The organism is Pseudomonas sp. P106(2024), from assembly GCF_057480815.1.
Genome location: NZ_JBLIYU010000013.1, coordinates 16,578 through 39,077 on the forward strand (window position 1 = coordinate 16,578; position 22,500 = coordinate 39,077).

Sequence of the window (22,500 nt, forward strand, 5' to 3'; positions counted from 1 at the left end):
CGGTTTACAGCCCCTGCTTGAGGCTCGCTTCCAGGTACTGGTCGAGGTCGCCGTCCAGGACCTTCTGGCAGTCGCTGCGCTCCACGCCGGTACGCAGGTCCTTGATGCGCGAGTCGTCGAGCACGTAGGAGCGGATCTGGTGGCCCCAGCCGATGTCCGACTTGCTGTCCTCCAAGGCCTGGGAGGCGGCGTTGCGCTTCTGCATTTCCAGCTCGTACAACTTGGCCCGCAGCATTTTCATGGCGGTGTCCTTGTTGGCGTGCTGGGAGCGTTCGTTCTGGCAGGCCACCACGGTGTTGGTCGGCACGTGGGTGATACGCACCGCCGAGTCGGTGGTGTTGACGTGCTGACCACCGGCACCGGAGGAGCGGTAGGTGTCGATGCGCAGGTCGGACGGGTTGATCTCGATCTCGACCTTGTCGTCGATCTCGGGCGAGACGAACACCGCCGAGAACGAGGTGTGGCGACGGGCGCCGGAGTCGAACGGGCTCTTGCGCACCAGGCGGTGCACGCCGATCTCGGTGCGCAGCCAGCCGAAGGCGTACTCGCCCTTGATGTGCACGGTGGCGCCCTTGATGCCGGCGACTTCGCCTTCGGACAGTTCGATGATGGTGGCGTCGAAGCCGCGCTTGTCGGCCCAGCGCAGGTACATGCGCAGCAGGATGTTGGCCCAGTCCTGGGCCTCGGTGCCGCCGGAGCCGGCCTGGATGTCCAGGTAGGCGTTGTTCGGGTCCATCTCGCCGCTGAACATGCGACGGAACTCAAGCTGGGCGAGGGATTCCTCAAGCCCTTGCAGCTCGGTCTCGACATCGCTGACAGCGCCTTCATCGCCCTCCTCGACAGCCATGTCGAGCAGGTCCTTGCAGTCGGTCAGGCCGTTGGACAGTTTATCGAGGGTCTCGACCACCTGCGCCAGCATGGCGCGCTCGCGGCCCAGGGCCTGGGCGTATTCGGGTTTGTTCCAGACAGCGGCGTCTTCCAGCTCGCGGTTTACTTCGACCAGACGATCATGTTTGTGATCGTAGTCAAAGATACCCCCGAATGGACTGGGAACGCTCGGTGAGGTCCTTGATGGTGTTCAGGATCGGTTGGATTTCCATGGGCGGGCTGCTCTCGTGCGAATTCGGTGAAAAGCCCGCGAGTATAACCGAGTCTGGGGCCTGGCGGCAGACCCGCCGGGCGGTATGCGCTAATCCCTGTGCGTCCCAATCGACCCACTACGCCAGGATCAGCGTGCCTCCATGTGGGCAATCATCAACTGCACGCTCTCGTTCCCGCGAAACTCATTGACATCCAGCTTGTAGGCCAGCTCTACCCAGCGCACCGTAGGGTTCGGCCAGACCTCGCGATCGATGCCGAAGGCAATTCCGTCCAGACGCACCGCTCCGCACTCGCTCTTGAGTACCACCTTCAGGTGGCGCTCCCCCACGACGCGTTGTTCGACCAGCTGAAACACCCCATGAAACAACGGCTCTGGAAAGTGCTGTCCCCAAGGCCCGGCATTGCGCAATGCCCGCGCCAGGTCCAGGTGAAACTCTTCGACCGCCAGGGTGCCGTCCGACAACAGCCGACCAGTCAGGTCATCCTCACGCAACTGACGCCGCACCTCTTCATCGAACGCCTCGGCAAACGAAGGAAAGTTTTCGGCCGGCAACGACAGACCAGCTGCCATCGCGTGCCCGCCAAACTTGCTGATCAAGGCCGGATGACGCGCCGCCACGGCATCCAGCGCGTCGCGGATATGGAACCCCGGCACCGAGCGCGCCGAGCCCTTGAGCATCCCCTCCCCCGCATCGGCGAAGGCGATGGTCGGACGGTGGTAACGCTCCTTCAACCGCGAGGCAAGAATGCCGATCACCCCCTGGTGCCAGTCGGCGTCGAACAGGCACAGGCCATAGGGCATGGACTCGACTGGCAGGTCCTTGAGCTGGGCCAGCGCCTCGCGCTGCATGCCCTGCTCGATGGACTTGCGGTCCTGGTTCAGGCCATCGAGCTGCTGGGCCATGTCCAGCGCCAACGCCGCGTCCTCGCACAGCAGGCACTCGATGCCCAGGCTCATGTCGTCCAGGCGCCCGGCGGCGTTGAGCCGAGGGCCGAGGATGAAGCCCAGGTCGGTGGAAGTGATGCGTCGATGATCTCGCCGCGCCACCTCGAGAATAGCCTTGAGCCCGGGGCGGGCGCGGCCGGCGCGGATTCGCTCCAGCCCCTGGTGCACCAGGATGCGGTTGTTGGCGTCCAGCGGCACCACGTCGGCGACGCTGCCCAGCGCCACCAGATCGAGCAACTCACCGATGTTCGGCTGCGGCTGAGCCTCGTAGCGCCCCAGGCTGCGCAGGCGCGCGCGCAGGGCCATCAGCACGTAGAAGATTACCCCCACGCCGGCCAGGGACTTGCTCGGGAACCCGCATCCCGGCTGGTTCGGATTGACGATGGCATCGGCGGCGGGCAACTGTTCGCCCGGCAGATGGTGGTCGGTGACCAGCACCTTGAGCCCGGCGGCCTTGGCGGCCGCCACACCCTCGACGCTGGAGATGCCGTTGTCCACGGTGATCAGCAACTGCGGCTGGCGCTGCAGGGCGACCTCGACGATCTCCGGGGTCAAGCCGTATCCGTATTCGAAACGATTGGGCACCAGGTAATCGACATGCGCCGCGCCCAGCAGGCGCAGGCCAAGCACACCGACGGTACTGGCGGTGGCGCCGTCGGCGTCGAAGTCGCCGACAATGAGAATGCGCTGGCGCTGGTCGAGTGCCTCGACCAGCAGGTCCACCGCCGCATCGATACCCTTGAGCTGCTGGAATGGCAGCAGGCGCGCCAGGCTCTTGTCCAGTTCAGCCTCGGTCTGAACGCCACGGGCGGCGTACAGGCGTGTCAGCAGGGGTGGCAGGTTGCCCAGCAATGGCAGGGGCGACGGCAGGGGACGGGGTTCGATACGCATGGGGTCTTCGATAATCTGGTGTGAATCAGGTCAGCCGCGCTCGCCGAGCAGCCACTGCAGCTGCACTTCGTGCTGGCCACGGTCGTCGGTGACGAACACCGTGCCTTCGCTGATCATCACATCCCACTTGATGGTGCGCGGCATGTCGGTGGCGAGGATCTCCAGCACGTCTTGCGGCACGGCGGCGATGCTCAGGTTCTTCAGGCCCTTGACTGCGCCAAGCACCTTGTTCTCCCAAACGCGCAAGCTGCCATAGGCCAACAGACTGGTGCGCTCGGTCCGCCGCGAGCACCAGGTCAGGCGGTCGGCGTCGGGCTGGCCAACCTCGATCCAGTGCAGGATGCGATCGTCCAGGCTTTTTTCCCACAGGGCCGCCTCATCGACGTCCGACAGGCCGCGACCGAAGGACAGCTGCTCGTTGTACCAGAGGGCATAGGCCAGCAGGCGCACGGCCATGCGTTCTTCGGTTTCCGAGGGATGACGGGCGATGGTCTGGCGAACGTTCTCGTACACGCCGCGATCGAGGTCGGTCAGATTCAGTTCGAACTTGTAGGTGGTGGACGGCTGGGCCATGGGCAATGGGCTTCTTGCGGGAGAAAGTCGCACAGTCTAACTGATCCGGGGCGCCAGCGCCGGATCAGACAACGCCGATATACCTGCCATCGCCGAGCTGTGATACAACCTGCCCTCACGCCCAGCCGCCACGGATGCCCCATGCCTACGCCCAGCAAACCCCTCGCCGGCCTGAAAGTCATCGAGCTCGGCACCCTGATCGCCGGCCCCTTCGCCTCGCGGATCTGCGCCGAATTCGGCGCCGAGGTGATCAAGGTCGAATCCCCCGATGGCGGCGACCCGCTGCGCAAGTGGCGCAAGCTCTATGAGGGTACCTCGCTGTGGTGGTTCGTCCAGGCGCGCAACAAGCAGTCACTGACCCTAAACCTCAAGCACCCGGAAGGCCGTGACGTGCTCAAGCGTCTGCTGGCCGACGCTGACATCCTGATCGAGAACTTCCGCCCTGGCGTGCTGGAAAAGCTGGGGTTGGGCTGGGACGTGCTCCATGCCCTCAACCCACGCCTGGTCATGGTGCGCCTGTCGGGCTTCGGCCAGACCGGGCCGATGAAAGACCAGCCGGGCTTCGGCGCGGTCGGCGAGTCCATGGGCGGGCTACGCTACATCACCGGTTTCGAGGACCGCCCACCGGTGCGTACCGGGATCTCCATCGGCGACTCCATTGCCGCGCTGTGGGGCGTGATCGGCGCGCTGATGGCCCTGCGTCATCGCGAGGTCAACGGTGGCGCGGGCCAGGTGGTGGACGTGGCGCTGTACGAGGCGATCTTCGCCATGATGGAGAGCATGGTCCCGGAGTTCGATGTGTTCGGTTTCATCCGCGAACGCACCGGCAACATCATGCCGGGCATCACCCCCTCCTGCATCCACACCACCGCCGATGGCCGTCACGTGCAGATCGGCGCCAACGGCGACGCGATCTTCAAGCGTTTCATGCAGGCCATCGGCCGCGACGACCTGGCCAACGATGCGGCCTTGACCACCAACGACGGCCGTGATGCCCGCCGCGACGAGCTGTACGGCGTCATCGACCGCTGGGTCAACAGCCTGCCACTCACCGAAGTAATGCAAGCGCTGAACGAGGCTGAAGTACCGGCCAGCCGCATCTACTCCGCCGAGGACATGCTCGGTGACCCGCAATTCCTCGCCCGCGAAATGTTCCTCCAGGCTCGGCTGCCGGACGGCAAGCCCTTCAAGATGCCGGGCATCGTACCCAAGCTGTCCGACACCCCCGGGTCCGCCGAGTGGGTCGGCCCGGCACTGGGCGAACATACGGCCACGGTACTGGCCGGCCTGGGCTACGACGCTGCCGCCATTGCCCGCCTGCGCGCGGCCGGTACGGTGTGACCCACGCCCCATGGGTATCCGCCATCTGCCCATCGTACTCTGCCTGTTGCTGACCGCACTCGTGGGTCAGGTGGCCGAGGCCAGAGAACGCCTTTTGTGGCTGGTGCGCGACCTGCCGCCATTCACCATCTTCGAAGGGCCGTCCAAGGGCCAGGGAGTGATCGACCAACTGTTGCCGATGCTGATCGCCCGGATGCCCGAGTACGACCACAGCATCGTCCGGGTCAACCGAGCCCGGGGCCTGCAGATGCTCCAGGAGCCCAGTTTCACCTGCGACCCGACCCTGCTGTGGACCCCCGAGCGCGCCAGATACGTGCACTTTTCCCAGCCATCGCTGGGCGTGCTCAGCACGGGTCTGATCGTGCGCAAGCAGGATCAGGCGCTGCTGGCGCCCTACCTCGAAGGCCAACAGGTCGACCTGCAGCGCTTGCTGACCGAGACCCGACTCAAACTGGGCATCGTCGCGGAGCGCAGCTACAGCACGCAGGTCGACGAGGTCCTGCGGCAACTGCCCGATACCGCCTTCAGCCGTCACTACGGCAACGATGCCACAGCCAGTCTGCTGCAGATGCAGCAATTGGGGCGCCTGCAACTGGTGCTCGGCTATTGGCCCGAGATGCGTTACCTGATCCAGCAGCACAATGGCTCGCTGGACGACTATAGTTTCCACCCCATCCTTGGCGTGAACCACTACCAATTCCTGCATATTGGCTGCTCGGACACCCCCCTGGGGCGTGAGGCGATTGCTCACATCGACCAGATGCTGCCGACCTTGCGTCGGGATACCTTGCCCGAACTTTATGCCCACTGGCTGGACCCAGGGCTGCGCGAGGGCTATTTGGAGCAGGCCAGGCATTTCTTCGAGCAGAGCGAACAGCCGCTACGCTGACGCTCCGGGAAACCTGCAGACTCGAGGCAAAAAGAAACCCCGGCCGCTGGGGAGGACGACCGGGGTCAAGCGAAAGCCCTCGGGGCTTCCAGTGACAGTCTTGACGGTACCGGAGCAAAGCACCATCGGACAGCCCTTGCTGATTCTGATGGGCGTATCAGACAAAGGTTCCCTGCATCTGTCGTTGATGTTGCAGGGCGGCGATCACACAAGGCTGCAGGCGGCCTTCGGCGATCTGCAGGTCACGGTGCAGGCCATCGACCAGGTCGATCAGCAACTGCTGCTCCACCAACTGACGTGCGCAGACTCCGCGCTGGAGGATCAGCATCCCGTGCTCGTCATAGAGGGTCAACTGACGGCAGCCACGGCTATCGGCCGTGCCGAGCTGGGCCTGGTAAGGGGTGAGGGCTTCGTTGAGCAGTCTGCAGACTCTTTCCATCCGGATCACTCGCTGGCTAAGGTAAGGAAACTGACCTCCAGGCCCGACGGAAAGTTCGCCCTGGCCCGTTACCCTGAGCATGCGCAGCCAACGTGACAGTTTCGATGCCCCCAATCGGCGGCCGACTAGAGGCGCTCCAAGGCCTGCTCCAGCCCTACCATCGACATCGGCCAGGACAGCTCCGCCAGCACGTTCAAGCCATGCTGGCGAGCTTCGAGCGCCAGGTCGATATCCCCTGCGCCGGCACACCCGACAAACAACAACCCACCCGCGCAGGAGGCCTGCACCAGGTACTTGAACAGACGCAGGGCGTGACGCCTGGGCATGCCCTGATCGAGCACCAGCACATCCACCGGCCGCTGCAGCCTCGTCGCGGCCGCTACGTCATCGGTAAGCCGGACGTTGTAGACACCCTGGGCATTGAAGGCCTGGTGCAACACCATCTGATAGTAGGGCCTGGCCTGGTGAATAAGGACATTGAGCTGATGCATGTGCCCCCCTTGGAGCATTGAGGCTTATAGGTGGAAGCAACCACTTTAGTAGGGGGAGGTATCTAACTACATGGGAAAAATCTGAAATCTCGAGCCTGTGGATGACAGGCACAAAAAAGCCCGTTCAGGACGGGCTTTCTCGTATCGGTTTGCTCTTAGAGTGGCTTGCCGCGATTGCCATGCTGGCTAACAAAGGCCTGCACCGTCTTCAGGTCGTTGGCCAGCACCGTGCAGCGCTCCTCACGGCTGAACAGGTCGCTCAGGTGCGCCGGCAGCTCCAGGGCCTTGGCGACACCAGCCTTCTCCACCGCCTCGGGGAACTTGACCGGGTGCGCGGTACCCAGCACCACCATCGGCGTATCCAGGCTGCGGCGGCACTCGCGGGCGGCCTTGACGCCGATCGCGGTGTGCGGATCGAGAACTTCACCAGTGGCCTTGAACACCTCGGCGATGGTCTCGCAGGTCTGCTCGTCGGTGACGGCCAGCGAGTCGAACAGCTTGCGCGCCTCGGTCCAGCGATCCTGCTCGACGCTGAAGCCGCCGCCTTGCTTGAAGGTGTCCATCAGCTGGGCAACTGCGGCGCCATTGCGACCGTGCAGGTCGAACAGCAGGCGTTCGAAGTTGGACGAGACCATGATGTCCATCGACGGCGACAGGGTCGGGTGCAAGGAATCCTTGACGTACTGGTTGCCGCTCATGAAGCGGTGCAGGATGTCGTTGCGGTTGGTCGCCACTACCAGCTGGCTGATCGGCAGGCCCATGTTGCGCGCCAGGTAGCCGGCGAAGATATCGCCGAAGTTGCCGGTCGGCACCGAGAACGCCACCGAACGTGCCGGGCCGCCGAGCTGCAGAGCTGCGTGGAAGTAGTAGACGATCTGGGCCATGATCCGCGCCCAGTTGATCGAGTTGACCGCCACCAGGCGGGTGCCCTTGAGGAACGACTGGTCGGCGAAGCTGGCCTTGACCATCTCCTGGCAGTCGTCGAAGTTGCCCTCGATGGCGATGTTGTGGATGTTGTCGCCGAGGATGGTGGTCATCTGCCGGCGCTGCACCTCCGACACGCGCTGGTGCGGGTGCAGGATAAAGATGTCGACGTTGTCGCAGCGGCGGCAGCCTTCGATAGCGGCCGAACCTGTGTCACCGCTGGTGGCGCCGACAATCACCACGCGCTCGCCGCGCTTGACCAGTACATGGTCGAGCAGGCGGCCGAGCAGCTGCAGGGCAAAATCCTTGAATGCCAGGGTCGGGCCGTGGAACAGCTCCATGACCCACTCGTTGCCGTTGAGCTGGCGCAGCGGCGCGACCGCGGCGTGGGCGAAGTTGCCGTAGGTCTCTTCGAGGATCTTCTTGAAGTCGGCGTCGGCGATGCTGCCTTCGACGAACGGACGCATCACCCTGAAGGCCAGTTCGTGGTAAGGCAGGCCCGCCCAGGAGGCGATTTCTTCCTGGGTGAAGCGCGGCAGGTTCTCGGGCACGTACAGGCCGCCGTCGCTGGCGAGGCCCGCCAGCAGGACGTCTTCGAAGTTCAGGGCCGGAGCCTGGCCGCGGGTACTGATATAGCGCATGGATGCAAACCTTCGATGCTGGGCGCGGGCCGCCGTCGCGGCCCGCCGCCGGAATTAATTGAGCTGTTCGACGCGGATGCGCACGACCTTGCCGACCACGTCCTGGAGCGCTTCCAGGGCGACGATGGCGTCGTCGATGCGTTGCTCGACCACACGGTGGGTGAGCAGGATCATCGGTACCAGGCCGTCCTGCTCCTCGGCTTCCTTCTGCATGATCGACTCGATGTTGATGCCGCGCTCCGAAAGGATGCTGGCGACCTGGGCCAGCACGCCCGGGTGGTCCTTGGCCTGGATACGCAGGTAGTAGGCACTTTCACAGGCATCGATCGGCAGGATCGGATGAGCCGACAGCGCGTCCGGCTGGAACGCCAGGTGCGGCACGCGGTTCTCCGGGTCGGAAGTCATTGCACGGACCACGTCCACCAAGTCGGCGACTACCGACGACGCGGTCGGCTCCATGCCGGCACCTGCGCCGTAGTACAGGGTGGAACCAGCGGCGTCGCCGTTGACCATCACCGCGTTCATCACGCCGTTGACGTTGGCGATCAGGCGATCGTTGGGGATCAGCGTCGGGTGCACGCGCAGCTCGATGCCGTCGGCGGTGCGACGGGCCACGCCCAGGTGCTTGATGCGGTAGCCCAGGGCCTCGGCGTAGTTGACGTCGGCGGTGGTCAGCTGGGTGATGCCCTCGGTGTAGGCCTTGTCGAACTGCAGCGGGATACCGAAGGCGATGGACGCCAGGATGGTCAGCTTGTGTGCGGCGTCGATGCCTTCGACGTCAAAGGTCGGGTCGGCCTCGGCATAACCCAGTGCCTGGGCTTCGGCCAGCACGTCGGGGAAAGCGCGGCCCTTGTCACGCATCTCGGTAAGGATGAAGTTGCCGGTGCCGTTGATGATGCCGGCCAGCCAGTTGATGCGGTTGGCCGACAGGCCCTCGCGGATCGCCTTGATCACCGGGATGCCACCGGCCACGGCGGCTTCGAAGGCGACGATGACGCCCTTCTCGCGGGCCTTGGCGAAGATCTCGTTGCCGTGCACGGCGATCAGCGCCTTGTTGGCGGTGACCACGTGCTTGCCGTTTTCGATGGCCTTGAGCACCAGGTCGCGGGCGATGGTGTAGCCGCCAATCAATTCGATGACGATATCGATCTCAGGGTTGCTCGCGACTTCGAACACATCAGCGGTAATGGGGGTACCGGTAATCTGGCAGTTCGGGTTCTGCGAGCGCATGGCAATCTGTGCCACTTCAATACCGCGCCCGGCACGGCGGGCGATCTCCTCGGCGTTGCGCTGAAGTACATTGAAGGTTCCGCCACCGACGGTCCCCAACCCACAGATGCCTACTTTGACCGGTTTCACTGTGAACTCCCCATAGAACGGCCGGCACCTGCGCCGACCGTGAAACATGCCGTCACCCCATGACGACGGCGTACTGAATTGATTACTTGCTCTCTGCCAGGGCCAGCTTGGCCACTTGCGGCGCCGGCTGGTAACCCGGAATCACCTGGCCATTCTGTAGAACGATCGCCGGCGTGCCATTTACACCAATCGACTGGCCCAGCTGGAACTGCTTGCTGACCGGGTTGGCGCACTTGGCGGCCTTGATCTCCTTGCCGTCGACCATCTTGTCCAGCGCCGCGCGGCGATCGCTGGAGCACCATACCGCCTGCAACTGCTCATCACCCGGCGAACCCAGCCCCTGGCGCGGGAAGGCGACATAGCGCACTTCGATACCACGACGGTTGAGCTCCGGCACTTCGGCGTGCAGCTTGTGGCAATACGGGCAGGTGGTGTCGGTGAACACGGTGATATGCGACTTGGTTTCACCCTTGGCCGGGTAGACCACCATCTCGCCGACCGGAATGCCGTTGATCAGCTTGGCAATGCCCTGGCGCTCGGTCTTCTCGGTGAGGTTGACCGGCTTGCCGTCCTGGATCTGGAACAGGTAGCCCTGCATGACGAACTGGCCGTCGGCGCTGGCGTACAGCACGCGACCGCCCTGCAGTTTGACTTCGTACAGGCCGTTGAGCGGGCTGCTGCTGACGCTCTCGACAGGCACTTCCAGCTCGAGGTTCTGCAAGGACTTGCGGATCGCCTGCTCGGCACCGGCATTGGCATCGGTGGCCGCGGCGACGGCAAAGGTACTGGCCAGCGCCAGGGCGGCGGCGGCGAAAATCTGGGTCACGCGCATGGGGTACTCCTGAAGGCGGACGGGGCCGTGGGGGCGTTGCTTGACCCTGGCGGGTGGCGAACATTCGGCCCTTGCAACAAACCGTCCAAGCCTACCACAACAAACTGGCGCAGTAGGGGTACTCAGGCACCGGTCGGCGGAACATGAAAAGCATTCATCCACGTGGATGGTGTTCGGCGTGCAACTGCTGCAGCCGGGCCTTGGCCACATGGGTGTAGATCTGCGTGGTGGACAGGTCGCTGTGGCCCAGCAGCATCTGCACCACGCGCAGGTCGGCGCCATGGTTGAGCAGGTGCGTGGCAAAGGCGTGGCGCAGCGTGTGCGGCGACAGCGGCTTGTCGATGCCGGCCACCCGCGCCTGGTGCTTGATACGGTGCCAGAAAGTCTGGCGGGTCATCTGCTCGCCGCGCTGGCTGGGGAACAGCACGTCGCTGGGGCGCCCATTGAGCAGCTCGGCGCGGCCATCGCGCAGGTAGCGTTCGAGCCACACCACCGCCTCCTCGCCCATCGGCACCAGGCGCTCCTTGCTGCCCTTGCCCATCACCCGCAGCACGCCCTGGCGCAGGTTGACCTGGTCCAGGGTCAGGCTGACCAGCTCGGTCACCCGCAGGCCACAGGCATAAAGCACCTCGAGCATGGCGCGGTCGCGCTGGCCGATAGCCTCGCCGAGATCCGGCGCCTGCAACAGGGCCTCGACATCGGCCTCCGACAGCGACTTGGGCAGGGGCCGGCCCAGTTGCGGCATGTCCACCTGCAACGTCGGGTCGACAGCGACCAGCCGCTCGCGCAGCAGGTAACGGAAGAACCCGCGTACCCCGGAAAGAAAGCGCGCGGTCGAGCGCGGCTTGTAGCCCTGGTCGAAACGCCAGGCCAGGTGGTCGAGGATCAGCTCGCGCCCGGCATCAGGCAGTGCCACGCCGTGCTCCTGCAGCCAGCCATTGAACAGCGCCAGGTCGCTGCGATACGAAGCACGGGTGTTGTCGGACAGCCCCTTCTCCAGCCAGAGGGCATCGAGGAACTGGTCGATCAGGGGGTGGTCCAGTGCAGGCATGAAGACTCGGTGGCAAACGACGAAATGACGCTTAGTCTTTCATAACACGGCATGCAGAGGGAGCCCGCGTGAACGAACAGCAAATTCTTTTGAGTGTCGGCGGCATCGGCGCCGCCGCCCTGCTCTGCCAGTGGCTGGCCTGGCGCCTGAAACTGCCGGCGATCCTGTTCCTGTTGCTGTGCGGCATCCTCGCCGGGCCGGTGCTGGGCTGGCTGCAGCCGCAGGCGCTGTTCGGCCCGCTGCTGATGCCGCTTGTGTCGCTGGCGGTGGCGCTGATCCTGTTCGAAGGCAGCCTCACCCTGCACCTGTCGCAATGGCGCGAGATCGGCAGCGTGGTGCACCGCCTGGTCACCGTCGGCGCGCTGAGCACCTGGCTGGTGATCGCCCTGGCCACCCATTGGCTGCTGGGCTTCGACTGGCCCCTGGCGATCCTGTTCGGCACCCTGACCCTGGTCACCGGCCCCACGGTGATCGTGCCCATGCTACGGGTGGTGCGGCCGAAGGCGGCGATCGCCAACATCCTGCGCTGGGAAGGCATTGTCATCGACCCGATCGGCGCGCTGCTGGCGGTGGTGGTCTACAGCTTCATCATCGCCAGCGCCGCCGGCGAAGGCCTCAGCCACAGCCTGGCGACCTTCGCCGGGGTGATCTTCTGCGGCAGTGCGCTGGGGGTTGCCGGTGGCTGGCTGCTCGGGCAGGTCATGCGCGAACAGTGGTTGCCGGAATACCTGCACAACCTGGCCTCGCTGGCGGCGGTGCTGGGCATCTTCATCGCCGCCAACCAGATCGTCCACGAATCGGGGCTGCTGGCGGTCACGGTCATGGGCATGTGGCTGGCCAACATGCCCGGCGTGGACGTGCGGCAGATCCTGCATTTCAAGGAAAACCTCAGCGTGCTGCTGATCTCCGGCCTGTTCATCCTCCTGGCCGCGCGGCTCGACCTGCACGCGTTGCTGGCCCTGGGGCCGGCGGTACTGGGACTGCTGCTGGTGATCCAGTTGCTGGCGCGACCGCTTAACGTGCTGCTGTCGACCCTGGGCTCGCCACTGAGCTGGCGGGAACGGGCATTGCTGGCCTGGATCGCGCCACGAGGCATCGTGGCGGCGGCCGTATCGGCGATTTTCGCCATTCGCCTCGACCAGGCCGGGCACGAAGGCGCGCTGCTGCTGGTGCCACTGACCTTCGCCGTGATCATCGGCACCGTGGTGCTGCAAAGCGCCACCGCCAGGCCCCTGGCGCGCCTGCTGAAGGTGGCGGAACCGGCGCCGAGCGGGTTTCTCGTGGTCGGCGCCAACCCGCCTGCGCGGGTCATCGCCAAGGCCCTGCAGCAACTGGGTTGCCGGGTGCTGCTGACCGACTCGAGCTGGGAGAACATCCGCGCCGCGCGCATGGACAACCTGCCGACCTACTTCGGCAACCCCGCCTCGCAGCACGCCGACGCCCACCTCGACCTGGTCGGCCTGGGGCATCTGCTGGGGTTGTCACCGGCGGGCGAGCTCAACGCCCTGGCCTGCGCGCGCTTTCGCCATGACTTTGGCCAGGCCCGATTGTTCGTGCTGGCCAGCGGTCTTGAAAAAAAGCGCAGCGACAAGCATCGGGCCAGCGAGGAACATCGCGGACAATTACTCGGGTCGAGCCCGATGACCTATGGGCAACTGGCCAAGCTGTTGCACCAGGGTGCCGAGCTGTACAGCACCACGTTGACCGAGGCCTTCGGCTGGGACGACTACCAGCACCTGCATGGCCCGCGGGCCACGCTGCTGTTCGCCCGGGACGGACAAGGCTGGGTGCATGTGGCCAGCCCGGACAACCCGCTCAAGCCGCAGCCCGGGTGGACACTGGTGGCGCTGGTGGAGCCGGAACTGACCGAGCAGCCCGTAGCGCATTGACTTACGAATGGCCCGGCAATCAGGCCAACGGCAGCACCGGCACCGGGCGCTTGTCCTCGTCGATGGCGACGAAGCTGAACACGCCATGGATCGCCCGCTCCCGCCCGTCGAGGTACATGTTCTCGACGAACACATCCACCTGCACCTGCAGGCTGGTGTTGCCGACCTTGATCACCGTGCCCACCAGCTCGACGATCGAACCGGCCGGGATCGGGTGCTTGAAGTCGATACGATCGGTGGACACGGTCACCAGTGGCAGCCGGCAGAATCGGGTGGCGGCAATGAACGACACTTCGTCCATCCACGCCAGGGCGGTACCGCCGAACAAGGTGTTGTGGTGGTTGGTGGTGTTGGGGAACACCGCTTTGGTCACGCGGGTCACCGAAAGCTCGGTGCGGCGCTGGATTTCCTGGTCTCGGGTGGTCATTTTCGGTCACATCGCAAGGGCGGGTTTCAGAAAACAAAAAAGCAGCCCGAAGGCTGCTTTTTTCTCGCAAGGCGGCCTAGGCCGCCAGGCAAACTGTACTCAGGACAGTTTTTCCTTGATGCGAGCGGCTTTGCCGGACAGGTCGCGCAGGTAGTACAGCTTGGCTTTACGCACGTCACCACGACGTTTCACGGCCAGGCTGTCGATCTGCGGGCTGTAGGTCTGGAAGGTACGCTCTACGCCAACGCCGCTGGAGATCTTGCGCACGGTGAAGGCGCTGTTCAGACCGCGGTTACGCTTGGCGATAACGACGCCTTCGAACGCTTGCAGACGCGAGCGGTCGCCTTCCTTCACTTTAACCTGGACGACAACGGTGTCGCCTGGTGCGAAGGTCGGGATCTCTTTGCTCATCTGCTCGGCTTCGAGCTGCTGGATGATCTTGTTGGTCATGCTGTGCTCCTAAGATGGATACTTGATCCACCATCGATACGTTTAACTATCGTCCCGCTCGCGGATGTATTCCTCGAGCAGCTTCTTCTCTTCTCCAGAAAGCGAGCGACTTTCCAGAAGATCGGCGCGTCGTTCGAAGGTCCTACCAAGGGACTGCTTCATCCGCCAACGCCGGATATGTGCATGGTTGCCACTTAGCAACACGTCGGGAACACGCTGATCCGCATACACCTCGGGTCGGGTGTAATGCGGGCAATCCAGCAGACCGTCGGTGAAAGAGTCTTCCTCCGCCGAGTCCACATGCCCTAAAGCTCCGGGCAGCAGCCGTGTAACCGCATCGATCAGTACCATGGCCGGCAGCTCGCCACCGGAAAGCACATAGTCGCCAATCGACCACTCCTCATCGACATGAGCCTCGATAAAGCGCTCGTCGATGCCTTCATAACGACCGGCGATCAGGATCAACGATTCCTGTTCGGCCAGGCCTTTGACCGCTTGCTGGGTCAGCTTGCGGCCTTGTGGCGAAAGGTAGATCACCTTTGCCGATGCTCCGGTCGCCTGCCTGGCGCTAACCAGGGCGTCTTCCAGAGGCTTGATCTTCATCACCATGCCCGGACCACCGCCAAACGGCCGATCGTCCACGGTGTGGTGGCGATCTGTGGTGTAGTCCCGCGGATTCCAGCAGGTCACTTGCAGCAACCCCTGTTTCACCGCGCGGCTGGTAATGCCGTACTCCGTGATGGCCGAGAACATCTCGGGGAACAACGTGATGACGTCTACGCGAAGGTTACCCATCGTCTAGAAGTCCGCGTCCCACTCAACCCGCATTACGCCTGCTTCCAGGTCGATTGCCAGCACGCATTGCCCGGTATAGGGCAACAGACGCTCGCGATCATCCAGGCTGCCTGCGCAGGGTTTGACCACCATTACATCGTTCGCGCCGGTCTCCAACAGGTGATCGATCTTGCCGAACAGCTGTTCGTCCTGATTGATGACCTTCAGGCCCACCAACTGGTACCAGTAGTACTCGTCGGCTGCCAGGTTGGGCAAAAGGCTCCGCGGTATGCAGATTTCGTAACCGCTCAGAAGACGGGCTTCATCACGATCATCGAGGCCTTTGAGTTTTACGACCAGGCCCTTCTGGGAGCCACGACCGCTGACCAGCTCGACCTGTTTTACCTTGCCTTCGTGCTTGAGCGTCCAGCGCGGATAATCCAACAGGTTTTCAATCGGATCGGTAAAGGAATACACCTTCACCTCGCCGCGAACGCCGTGAACCGAAAAAATCTTGCCAACGACGATGAGGTCGTCAGCCTTTTCTGGCGTCGCGTTCATACTGCTCAGGCTGCAGCCTTGGCAGCTTCCTTCAGCAGCTGAGCAACACGCTCAGACGGCTGTGCGCCCTGGCTCAGCCAGTAGGTGACGCGCTCTTGGTTGACCGACAGCTTGACTTCGGCGCCCGATGCGATCGGGTTGAAGAAACCAACGCGCTCAACGAAACGGCCGTCACGGGCGTTACGCGAGTTGGTCACGGTCAGGTGGTAGAATGGGCGCTTTTTCGAGCCGCCACGGGCCAGACGAATGGTTACCATGTGAACATCGTTCCTATAGTCGGTGCTGCAAAACTGAATGCCCAATGGGCACACGGGTGCCCAAAAGGCCGCATATTCTCGGGGAATACACGGACATTTGCAAATGCCTTTTTCGGCAATGCCGGGGCCTGCCGATCAGTTCTGCCGGTTTGGGCCACCTCGCGGCGGCCATGATCCCGCCATAGCGGGGGTCTGGCAGACTTCCTCATATAAGGAAGCCCGCCGGATTCTTTTACAGTTTCGGCATGCCGCCACCCGGCAGCATCCCGCCAAGGCCACGCATCATCTTGGCCATGCCGCCCTTGGCGGAGAATTTCTTCATCATCTTCTGCATCTGCTTGTGCTGCTTGATCAAGCGGCCGATGTCCTGCACCTGGGTGCCGGAACCGAGGGCGATGCGGCGCTTGCGCGAACCGCTGATCAGGTCGGGGTCGCGACGCTCGGCCGGCGTCATGGAGTTGATGATCGCCTCCATCTGCTTGAACTGCTTCTCGGCCGCGCCCTGGGCATTGCCCATCTGCGACAGGTTCACGCCACCGATGCTCGGCAGCTTGTCCATCAGGCCGCCGAGACCGCCCATGTTCTTCATCTGCTGCAGTTGGTCGCGGAAGTCCTCGAGATCGAAGCCCTTGCCCTTCTTCAGCTTCTTGGCCAGCTTGTCGGCCTTGGCCTTGTCGATGTTCTGCTCGGCCTGCTCGATCAGGCTGAGCACATCGCCCATGCCGAGGATGCGCGAGGCAATGCGATCAGGGTGGAACGGTTCCAGGGCCTCGGTCTTCTCGCCCATGCCGATGAACTTGATCGGCTTGCCGGTGATGGCGCGCACCGACAGCGCGGCACCGCCACGGGCGTCGCCGTCGACCTTGGTCAGCACCACGCCGGTCAGCGGCAGGGCGTCGCCGAAGGCCTTGGCGGTGTTGGCCGCGTCCTGGCCGGTCATGGCGTCGACCACGAACAGGGTCTCGATCGGCTTGACCGCAGCGTGCAGGGCCTTGATCTCGTCCATCATGTCGGCGTCGACATGCAGTCGACCGGCGGTATCGACGATCACCACGTCGATGAACTTGAGCTTGGCCTCGCGGATCGCCGCCTCGGCGATGGCCACTGGCTTCTGGCTGATATCGGACGGGAAGAAAGTCACGCCGATGTCGTTGGCCAGGGTTTCGAGCTGCTTGATCGCCGCCGGACGGTAGACGTCGGCCGACACCACCATCACGCTCTTCTTCTTGCGCTCTTTCAGGTGACGCGCCAGCTTGCCGGCGGTGGTGGTCTTACCGGCACCTTGCAGACCGGCCATCAGCACCACGGCAGGCGGCGCGGCGTTGAGCGTCAGCTCTTCGTTGGCCGCGCCCATCAGGCTTTCCAGCTCGGCCTGGACGATCTTCACGAAGGCCTGGCCTGGCGTCAGGCTGCGCGACACCTCGGTGCCGACCGCGCGCTCCTTGACGCTGTTGACGAAATCCTTGACCACCGGCAGGGCGACGTCGGCCTCGAGCAGGGCCATGCGCACTTCGCGCAGCGTGTCCTTGATGTTGTCTTCGGTCAGCTTGGCCTTGCCGGTGACATGGCGTAGCGTCTGTGACAGGCGGTCGGTCAGGTTTTCGAACATGGTGATCCTTTCAGGCCCAGTGAAGCCGAGGTTTTTCAGATGCCCAGGTGAACATGTACACGCGCCGGGCAGAGCAAGGCGGCGATTATAGCGGAGACTGCTTCCTGCGCACACCTCGCTCGGGACCACCGGCTAGCCCCACGATTGACACGCAGTCTTCCTTGCCCACCGCGATCTATGCCAAACTCCGTCCCTTTAGGGCTTGCCTGCCAGGACTTATGTTCTCTTCACCCAGCCTCATCCCCAATCTGCTCGCTGCCTTCCTCTATCTGGCCGCGTCCGTCTACCAGGCCACCGGGCTGGCCCGTGGCGCCCGCGCCGACAAACGGCTGCTGGGCCTGCTCGGCACGTTGGCGGTGGTCGCCCAGGGCGGCGCCCTGTTCTTCCAGCTGATCACGCCCCTGGGCCTGAGCCTGGACTTCTTCAGCGCCGCCAGCCTGATCGCCGTGGCGGTGATCGGCCTGACCCTGCTCGCCTGCCTGAGCATCCCGGTGGAGAACCTGCTGGTGCTGCTGTTCCCGCTTGGCGCGGTGACCGCGCTGCTGGCCCAGTTCGCCCCGCCCGGCACGGTGCCGCTGATCAACGAAGAGCCCGGCATTCTCGCGCACATCCTGCTGTCGATCCTGGCCTACGGCCTGTTCACCATCGCCGTGTTCCAGGCCCTGCTGCTGTTGCTGCAGGACCACCAGCTCAAACACAAGCATCCGTCCGGGCTGATCCGCAACTTCCCGCCGCTGCAGACCATGGAAAGCCTGCTGTTCGGCTTCCTCTGGGCCGGCTGGGTGCTGCTGTCGCTGTCGCTGATCTCCGGCTGGCTGTTCCTCGACAACCTGTTCGCCCAGCATCTGGTGCACAAGACCCTGCTGGCCTGCGTGGCCTGGATCGTGTTCAGCGTGCTGCTGTGGGGCCGTACCCGCCTCGGCTGGCGCGGGCACAAGGCTATCCGCTGGACCCTGGCCGGCTTCTGCCTGCTGATGCTGGCCTATTTCGGCAGCAAGCTGGTCCGCGAATTCATCCTGCATATCTGACGGTCGCCCATGGACACCCTGCCGTACGCCCCGCTGCTCGGCATCATCGCACTGGCGCTGCTGTGGTCGGCGTTGTTCACCGCGGTCGACAGCGCCCGCCAGCAAGCCACTGGCCAGGGCGACGCCACTCTCCCCGCCCAGGGCCTGGTGCTCGGCGCCAGCCTCGGCAAGTTGCTGGTGCTGGGCCTGGCCTGCCTGATCGGCCAGCGCTACGACGGTGAGCACGGTTTCTGGCTGGCGGGCCTCGGGGCCGCCTTCACCCTGCTGGTGCTCGCCGACTACCTGCCACGCCGCCTGGCCCGCCGCGACCCGCAAGCCTTCCTGAGCCTGGGCGATAACCTGCTTAAATGGCCGCTGGCGCTGCTGCAGCCGCTGGGCTGCCTGCTCGACGGCTGCGCCAAGCAGATCCTGCGCCCGTTCCGCGCGCAACCCACGGCAGTGGCCCTGCATCCGCAAGCAGACGACGACTTCGACGAGGACGGCCCGACTGACAGCACCCGCCACGGCCTGCTCGAAGGCCTGCAGGCACTGGACAAGATCACCGTCAACGACATCCTCGTGCCACGAAACGAAGTCGACGGCATCAACCTCGACGACCCCATCGAACGCATCATCGAGCAACTGATCGTCAGCCGTCACACCCGCCTGCCGGTCTACCACAACGACATCAACCAGGTCGAAGCGGTACTCAACACCAAGCTGATCAGCCACCTGCTGCCGCGAGCCGAGCTGACCCCTGAGAAACTCCAGGCGGCCTGTTACGAACCCTACTTCGTCCCCGAAAGCACCCCGCTGCAGATGCAGTTGCTGAACTTCCACAAGCAGCAGCGGCGCATGGGCGTGGTGGTGGACGAGTACGGCGAGGTGCTGGGCATCGTCACCCTGGAGGATATCCTCGAGGAGATCGTCGGCGAGTTCGAGGACGAGCAAAGCCTGGACAACCCTCACGTCCACCCCCAACCCGATGGCCGCTTCGTCATCGAGGGGACGGCCTCGCTGCGCGAGATCAACCGCACCCTTGGCTGGCACCTGCCCTGCGACGGCGGGCCGAAAACCCTCAACGGGCTGGTCACCGAGGCATTGGAAAGCATCCCGGCAAGCGCGGTATGTCTCAAAATTGGCAGATATCGGCTGGAAATCCTCGAAACCGAGGATAATTGCGCGAGCAAGGTACTGGTCTGGACACTGACTCGCTAGCTATACTCGAAACACGCTTACCCAGCCCTGCCGTCCCGCCCGCTATCCGCACCCAGCGCCCGACGGCCAGTCCGCACCACTGACACGCCCCGCGGTCCTGCTTCAGCACCCCGAACAGCAACCGCTCACCGCCTATCCCCTGGGCTATCGTCAGTCGCGCGACCAACAACAATACGCTCCGGCTCCCGTGTGCCCGTCACATGGGCCGTGCCCCATGGAGCATGACTGTCAGGGACCTTCGCATGACTACCAGCAGCACCTACGCCGAACCTGCCTCGGCAACACCGGTCAATTCGCCGGCCCGGGTGGCCACCGCCAGTTTCATCGGCACCGCCATCGAGTTCTACGATTTCTACGTCTACGCCACCGCCGCCGCGCTGGTGATCGGGCCGGTATTCTTCCCGTCAAGCTCCGGCACCGCGCAGATGCTCGCGGCCTTTCTCACCTTTGGTATCGCCTTCCTCGCCCGCCCGCTGGGCTCGGCGCTGTTCGGCCACTTTGGCGACCGCATCGGGCGCAAGTCGACGCTGGTCGCCTCGCTGCTGCTGATGGGCGTGTCCACCACGCTGATCGGCGTGCTGCCCGGCTATGACAGCATCGGCGTCTGGGCGCCGATCATCCTTTGCCTGCTGCGCTTCGGCCAAGGCCTGGGGCTGGGCGGCGAATGGGGTGGCGCGGCGCTGCTGGCCACCGAGAACGCGCCACAGGGCAAGCGCGCCTGGTTCGGCATGTTCCCGCAGCTGGGCCCGTCGATCGGCTTTCTCGCCGCCAACGGCCTGTTCCTCACCCTGGCCCTGGTGCTCAGCGACGAGCAGTTCCGCGAATGGGGCTGGCGCATTCCGTTCCTGCTCAGCGCAGCGCTGGTGCTGGTCGGCCTGTACGTGCGCCTGAAGCTGGAGGAAAGCCCGGTGTTCGCCAAGGCGGTCGCCCGTCACGAACGGGTGAAGATGCCGGTGGTCGACCTGTTCGCCCGCTACTGGCTGCCGACCCTGCTGGGCGCCGCGGCCATGGTGGTGTGCTATGCGCTGTTCTACATCTCCACGGTATTCTCGCTCAGCTATGGCGTGACCACCCTCGGCTACAGTCGCGAGACCTTCCTCGGCCTGCTGTGCTTCGCGGTGGTGTTCATGGCCCTGGCCACGCCGCTGTCGGCCTGGCTCAGCGACCGTTACGGGCGCAAGCCGGTGCTGGTGGTCGGCGGCCTGCTGGCGATCGCCTCGGGTTTCACCATGGAACCGCTGCTGACCTCGGGCTCTACCACGGGCGTGGCGCTGTTCCTGGCCATCGAGCTGTTCCTGATGGGGGTGACCTTCGCGCCGATGGGCGCGCTGCTGCCCGAGCTGTTCCCGACCCATGTGCGCTACACCGGCGCCTCGGCGGCCTACAACCTGGGCGGTATCGTCGGCGCCTCGGCGGCACCGTTCTTTGCCCAGAAGCTGGTGAGCATGGGGGGATTGAGCTGGGTGGGAGGGTATGTGTCAGTGGCGGCGGTGATCAGCCTGATTGCCGTGTTGTGCCTGAAAGAGACGCGCAATACCGAGCTTTGAAGCAATCGCGGGGCAAGCCCGCTCCCACGCCAGGCTGATACTGGCGTGGGAGCGGGCTTGCCCCGCGATCGTTTCAGGTCAGAACTCGACTTTCACGGCTTGCGAAGCACGGGTCGCCTTGGCCCGGGCGGCCTCGACCGACTCGTCGCGAGCCAGGCACACGCCCATGCGGCGGGTGCCGTTGATCTCAGGCTTGCCGAACAGGCGAATGGCGGTATCCGGCTCGCTCAGTGCGGCGCCGAGGTTGGCGAAGCTGGTCTGCTGCGACTGGCCTTCCGGCAGGATCACCGCCGAGGCCGATGGACCGAACTGGCGCACCACCGGGATCGGCAGGCCGAGAATGGCCCGGGCATGCAGGGCGAACTGCGACAGGTCCTGGGAGATCAGGGTCACAAGGCCGGTGTCGTGCGGACGCGGCGAGACCTCGCTGAACCACACCTGGTCGCCCTTGACGAACAGCTCCACGCCGAACAGGCCACGCCCGCCCAACGCGTCGGTGACCGCCTGGGCCACCCGCTGCGACTCGGCCAAGGCCTTCGGGCTCATGGCCTGGGGTTGCCAGGACTCCTGATAGTCGCCCTTCTCCTGACGGTGACCGACCGGCGCGAGGAAAGTGGTGCCGCCCACATGGCGCACGGTCAGCAGGGTGATCTCGTACTCAAAGTCGATGAAGCCCTCGATGATCACCCGGCCCTTGCCGGCGCGGCCACCTTCCTGGGCGTAGTCCCAGGCTTTTCGCAGGTCATCGTCGCCACGCAGCAGGCTCTGGCCCTTGCCCGAGGAGCTCATCACCGGCTTGACCACGCACGGGTAGCCCAGGTCGGCCACGGCCTTGGCGTAGTCCTCGTAGGTGTCGGCGAAGTGATACGGCGAAGTCGGCAGGTCGAGCTCTTCGGCCGCCAGGCGGCGGATGCCTTCGCGGTTCATGGTCAGCTGTGTGGCGCGGGCGGTGGGCACCACGTTGAAGCCTTCGTTTTCCAGCTCGACCAAGGTGGCGGTGGCGATGGCCTCGATCTCGGGCACGATGTAGTGCGGTTTCTCAGCCTCGATCACCGCGCGCAGGGCGACGCCGTCGAGCATGTTGATCACATGGCTGCGGTGCGCGACCTGCATGGCCGGCGCGTTGGCGTAACGGTCCACGGCAATCACCTCGACACCCAGGCGCTGCAGCTCGATCACCACTTCCTTGCCCAGTTCGCCGCAGCCGCACAGCAGTACACGGGTCGCGGTGGGCGACAATGGGGTTCCGATACGGGTCATTTCAGGTCCTCGAAGGCGTCCGG

The 22,500-nt window shown here is 64.4% G+C and carries 22 protein-coding genes; 6 read left to right on the forward strand and 16 right to left on the reverse strand.

Annotation, left to right across the window (positions count from 1 at the left end):
* Positions 1 to 4 precede the first annotated feature (4 nt).
* The 3 genes from prfB to AC25M7_RS19310 form a co-directional block, all read right to left on the reverse strand.
* A protein-coding gene (prfB, locus tag AC25M7_RS19300; protein ID WP_139121065.1) for a peptide chain release factor 2 occupies positions 5 to 1,100 on the reverse strand; the annotation gives its coding sequence in 2 pieces (ribosomal slippage) (positions 5 to 1,027 and positions 1,029 to 1,100; 1,095 coding nt in all).
* Positions 1,101 to 1,228: 128 nt separating this feature from the next.
* Positions 1,229 to 2,938, reverse strand: coding sequence for a single-stranded-DNA-specific exonuclease RecJ (recJ, locus tag AC25M7_RS19305; protein ID WP_182324230.1), 1,710 nt, complete (start codon positions 2,936 to 2,938; stop codon positions 1,229 to 1,231).
* Positions 2,939 to 2,968: 30 nt separating this feature from the next.
* Entirely contained in the window at positions 2,969 to 3,511 is a 543-nt protein-coding gene (locus tag AC25M7_RS19310; protein WP_028691578.1) for a YaeQ family protein, read from the reverse strand.
* A gap of 141 nt (positions 3,512 to 3,652) precedes the next feature.
* Between AC25M7_RS19310 and AC25M7_RS19315 the strand changes: the two genes are divergently transcribed.
* Positions 3,653 to 4,852, forward strand: coding sequence for a CaiB/BaiF CoA transferase family protein (locus AC25M7_RS19315; RefSeq protein WP_062360511.1), 1,200 nt, complete (start codon positions 3,653 to 3,655; stop codon positions 4,850 to 4,852).
* Positions 4,853 to 4,862: 10 nt separating this feature from the next.
* Complete coding sequence (locus AC25M7_RS19320; protein ID WP_028691580.1) at positions 4,863 to 5,741, forward strand: TIGR02285 family protein; 879 nt, start codon at positions 4,863 to 4,865, stop codon at positions 5,739 to 5,741.
* Positions 5,742 to 5,898: 157 nt separating this feature from the next.
* On the opposite strand, the gene AC25M7_RS19325 is transcribed toward AC25M7_RS19320, so the two are convergent.
* The 6 genes from AC25M7_RS19325 to xerD all read right to left on the reverse strand — a co-directional run bounded on the left by AC25M7_RS19325 (position 5,899) and on the right by xerD (position 11,478).
* Positions 5,899 to 6,180, reverse strand: coding sequence for a DUF3509 domain-containing protein (locus AC25M7_RS19325; RefSeq protein WP_307942556.1), 282 nt, complete (start codon positions 6,178 to 6,180; stop codon positions 5,899 to 5,901).
* Positions 6,181 to 6,305: 125 nt separating this feature from the next.
* A complete protein-coding gene (locus tag AC25M7_RS19330; RefSeq protein ID WP_036986284.1) occupies positions 6,306 to 6,671 on the reverse strand; it encodes a response regulator in 366 nt (121 codons plus the stop codon).
* Positions 6,672 to 6,826: 155 nt separating this feature from the next.
* A complete protein-coding gene (thrC, locus tag AC25M7_RS19335; RefSeq protein ID WP_028691582.1) occupies positions 6,827 to 8,236 on the reverse strand; it encodes a threonine synthase in 1,410 nt (469 codons plus the stop codon).
* Between the two features lie 54 nt (positions 8,237 to 8,290).
* Positions 8,291 to 9,595: a homoserine dehydrogenase gene (locus tag AC25M7_RS19340; protein ID WP_028691583.1), complete on the reverse strand. Its 1,305-nt coding sequence runs from the start codon at positions 9,593 to 9,595 to the stop codon at positions 8,291 to 8,293.
* 82 nt (positions 9,596 to 9,677) lie between these two features.
* Positions 9,678 to 10,427, reverse strand: coding sequence for a thioredoxin fold domain-containing protein (locus AC25M7_RS19345; protein ID WP_028691584.1), 750 nt, complete (start codon positions 10,425 to 10,427; stop codon positions 9,678 to 9,680).
* 154 nt (positions 10,428 to 10,581) lie between these two features.
* Positions 10,582 to 11,478, reverse strand: coding sequence for a site-specific tyrosine recombinase XerD (gene xerD / locus AC25M7_RS19350; protein WP_028691585.1), 897 nt, complete (start codon positions 11,476 to 11,478; stop codon positions 10,582 to 10,584).
* 68 nt (positions 11,479 to 11,546) lie between these two features.
* Here xerD and AC25M7_RS19355 point away from each other — a divergent pair, with 68 nt between their 5' ends.
* Positions 11,547 to 13,367, forward strand: coding sequence for a cation:proton antiporter (locus AC25M7_RS19355; RefSeq protein ID WP_028691586.1), 1,821 nt, complete (start codon positions 11,547 to 11,549; stop codon positions 13,365 to 13,367).
* Between the two features lie 19 nt (positions 13,368 to 13,386).
* Here the strand turns inward: AC25M7_RS19355 and AC25M7_RS19360 are convergent, their stop codons facing one another.
* The 6 genes from AC25M7_RS19360 to ffh all read right to left on the reverse strand — a co-directional run bounded on the left by AC25M7_RS19360 (position 13,387) and on the right by ffh (position 17,445).
* Positions 13,387 to 13,794, reverse strand: a complete 408-nt coding sequence (locus AC25M7_RS19360; protein WP_023629813.1) for an acyl-CoA thioesterase — start codon at positions 13,792 to 13,794, stop codon at positions 13,387 to 13,389.
* 99 nt (positions 13,795 to 13,893) lie between these two features.
* The gene (rplS, locus tag AC25M7_RS19365) at positions 13,894 to 14,244 is read right to left on the reverse strand and encodes a 50S ribosomal protein L19 (RefSeq protein WP_011535315.1); all 351 of its coding nucleotides are present in this window, start codon (positions 14,242 to 14,244) and stop codon (positions 13,894 to 13,896) included.
* Positions 14,245 to 14,286: 42 nt separating this feature from the next.
* Positions 14,287 to 15,039, reverse strand: coding sequence for a tRNA (guanosine(37)-N1)-methyltransferase TrmD (trmD, locus tag AC25M7_RS19370; RefSeq protein ID WP_028691588.1), 753 nt, complete (start codon positions 15,037 to 15,039; stop codon positions 14,287 to 14,289).
* A 3-nt stretch (positions 15,040 to 15,042) separates the two neighbouring features.
* Complete coding sequence (rimM, locus tag AC25M7_RS19375) at positions 15,043 to 15,579, reverse strand: ribosome maturation factor RimM (protein ID WP_028691589.1); 537 nt, start codon at positions 15,577 to 15,579, stop codon at positions 15,043 to 15,045.
* A 5-nt stretch (positions 15,580 to 15,584) separates the two neighbouring features.
* Positions 15,585 to 15,836 carry a 30S ribosomal protein S16 gene (gene rpsP, locus AC25M7_RS19380; RefSeq protein ID WP_011535318.1) on the reverse strand — a complete coding sequence of 84 codons (252 nt, stop codon included), beginning with the start codon at positions 15,834 to 15,836 and terminating at the stop codon, positions 15,585 to 15,587.
* 232 nt (positions 15,837 to 16,068) lie between these two features.
* Positions 16,069 to 17,445 carry a signal recognition particle protein gene (gene ffh, locus AC25M7_RS19385; RefSeq protein ID WP_028691590.1) on the reverse strand — a complete coding sequence of 459 codons (1,377 nt, stop codon included), beginning with the start codon at positions 17,443 to 17,445 and terminating at the stop codon, positions 16,069 to 16,071.
* A gap of 218 nt (positions 17,446 to 17,663) precedes the next feature.
* Between ffh and AC25M7_RS19390 the strand changes: the two genes are divergently transcribed.
* The 3 genes from AC25M7_RS19390 to AC25M7_RS19400 all read left to right on the forward strand — a co-directional run bounded on the left by AC25M7_RS19390 (position 17,664) and on the right by AC25M7_RS19400 (position 21,217).
* Positions 17,664 to 18,473 (forward strand): cytochrome C assembly family protein, encoded by an 810-nt coding sequence (locus AC25M7_RS19390; protein ID WP_028691591.1) that lies wholly within the window; start codon positions 17,664 to 17,666, stop codon positions 18,471 to 18,473.
* A gap of 9 nt (positions 18,474 to 18,482) precedes the next feature.
* A complete protein-coding gene (locus tag AC25M7_RS19395; protein WP_028691592.1) occupies positions 18,483 to 19,670 on the forward strand; it encodes a transporter associated domain-containing protein in 1,188 nt (395 codons plus the stop codon).
* Positions 19,671 to 19,912: 242 nt separating this feature from the next.
* Positions 19,913 to 21,217 (forward strand): MFS transporter, encoded by a 1,305-nt coding sequence (locus AC25M7_RS19400; protein ID WP_307942563.1) that lies wholly within the window; start codon positions 19,913 to 19,915, stop codon positions 21,215 to 21,217.
* Positions 21,218 to 21,295: 78 nt separating this feature from the next.
* Here AC25M7_RS19400 and purT read toward each other — a convergent pair whose 3' ends face one another.
* Positions 21,296 to 22,477, reverse strand: coding sequence for a formate-dependent phosphoribosylglycinamide formyltransferase (purT, locus tag AC25M7_RS19405; RefSeq protein WP_050704195.1), 1,182 nt, complete (start codon positions 22,475 to 22,477; stop codon positions 21,296 to 21,298).
* Positions 22,478 to 22,500 lie beyond the last annotated feature (23 nt).

Bases quoted from the DNA above. Each gene is read 5' to 3' on its own strand.
- recJ (WP_182324230.1), bottom strand. From the start codon at position 2,938: ATGCGTATCGAACCCCGTCCCCTGCCGTCGCCCCTGCCATTGCTGGGC.
- AC25M7_RS19310 (WP_028691578.1), bottom strand. From the start codon at position 3,511: ATGGCCCAGCCGTCCACCACCTACAAGTTCGAACTGAATCTGACCGAC.
- AC25M7_RS19315 (WP_062360511.1), top strand. From the start codon at position 3,653: ATGCCTACGCCCAGCAAACCCCTCGCCGGCCTGAAAGTCATCGAGCTC.
- AC25M7_RS19320 (WP_028691580.1), top strand. From the start codon at position 4,863: ATGGGTATCCGCCATCTGCCCATCGTACTCTGCCTGTTGCTGACCGCA.
- AC25M7_RS19325 (WP_307942556.1), bottom strand. From the start codon at position 6,180: ATGGAAAGAGTCTGCAGACTGCTCAACGAAGCCCTCACCCCTTACCAG.
- AC25M7_RS19330 (WP_036986284.1), bottom strand. From the start codon at position 6,671: ATGCATCAGCTCAATGTCCTTATTCACCAGGCCAGGCCCTACTATCAG.
- thrC (WP_028691582.1), bottom strand. From the start codon at position 8,236: ATGCGCTATATCAGTACCCGCGGCCAGGCTCCGGCCCTGAACTTCGAA.
- AC25M7_RS19345 (WP_028691584.1), bottom strand. From the start codon at position 10,427: ATGCGCGTGACCCAGATTTTCGCCGCCGCCGCCCTGGCGCTGGCCAGT.
- xerD (WP_028691585.1), bottom strand. From the start codon at position 11,478: ATGCCTGCACTGGACCACCCCCTGATCGACCAGTTCCTCGATGCCCTC.
- AC25M7_RS19360 (WP_023629813.1), bottom strand. From the start codon at position 13,794: ATGACCACCCGAGACCAGGAAATCCAGCGCCGCACCGAGCTTTCGGTG.
- rplS (WP_011535315.1), bottom strand. From the start codon at position 14,244: ATGACCAACAAGATCATCCAGCAGCTCGAAGCCGAGCAGATGAGCAAA.
- trmD (WP_028691588.1), bottom strand. From the start codon at position 15,039: ATGGGTAACCTTCGCGTAGACGTCATCACGTTGTTCCCCGAGATGTTC.
- rimM (WP_028691589.1), bottom strand. From the start codon at position 15,579: ATGAACGCGACGCCAGAAAAGGCTGACGACCTCATCGTCGTTGGCAAG.
- rpsP (WP_011535318.1), bottom strand. From the start codon at position 15,836: ATGGTAACCATTCGTCTGGCCCGTGGCGGCTCGAAAAAGCGCCCATTC.
- ffh (WP_028691590.1), bottom strand. From the start codon at position 17,445: ATGTTCGAAAACCTGACCGACCGCCTGTCACAGACGCTACGCCATGTC.
- AC25M7_RS19390 (WP_028691591.1), top strand. From the start codon at position 17,664: ATGTTCTCTTCACCCAGCCTCATCCCCAATCTGCTCGCTGCCTTCCTC.
- AC25M7_RS19395 (WP_028691592.1), top strand. From the start codon at position 18,483: ATGGACACCCTGCCGTACGCCCCGCTGCTCGGCATCATCGCACTGGCG.
- AC25M7_RS19400 (WP_307942563.1), top strand. From the start codon at position 19,913: ATGACTACCAGCAGCACCTACGCCGAACCTGCCTCGGCAACACCGGTC.
- purT (WP_050704195.1), bottom strand. From the start codon at position 22,477: ATGACCCGTATCGGAACCCCATTGTCGCCCACCGCGACCCGTGTACTG.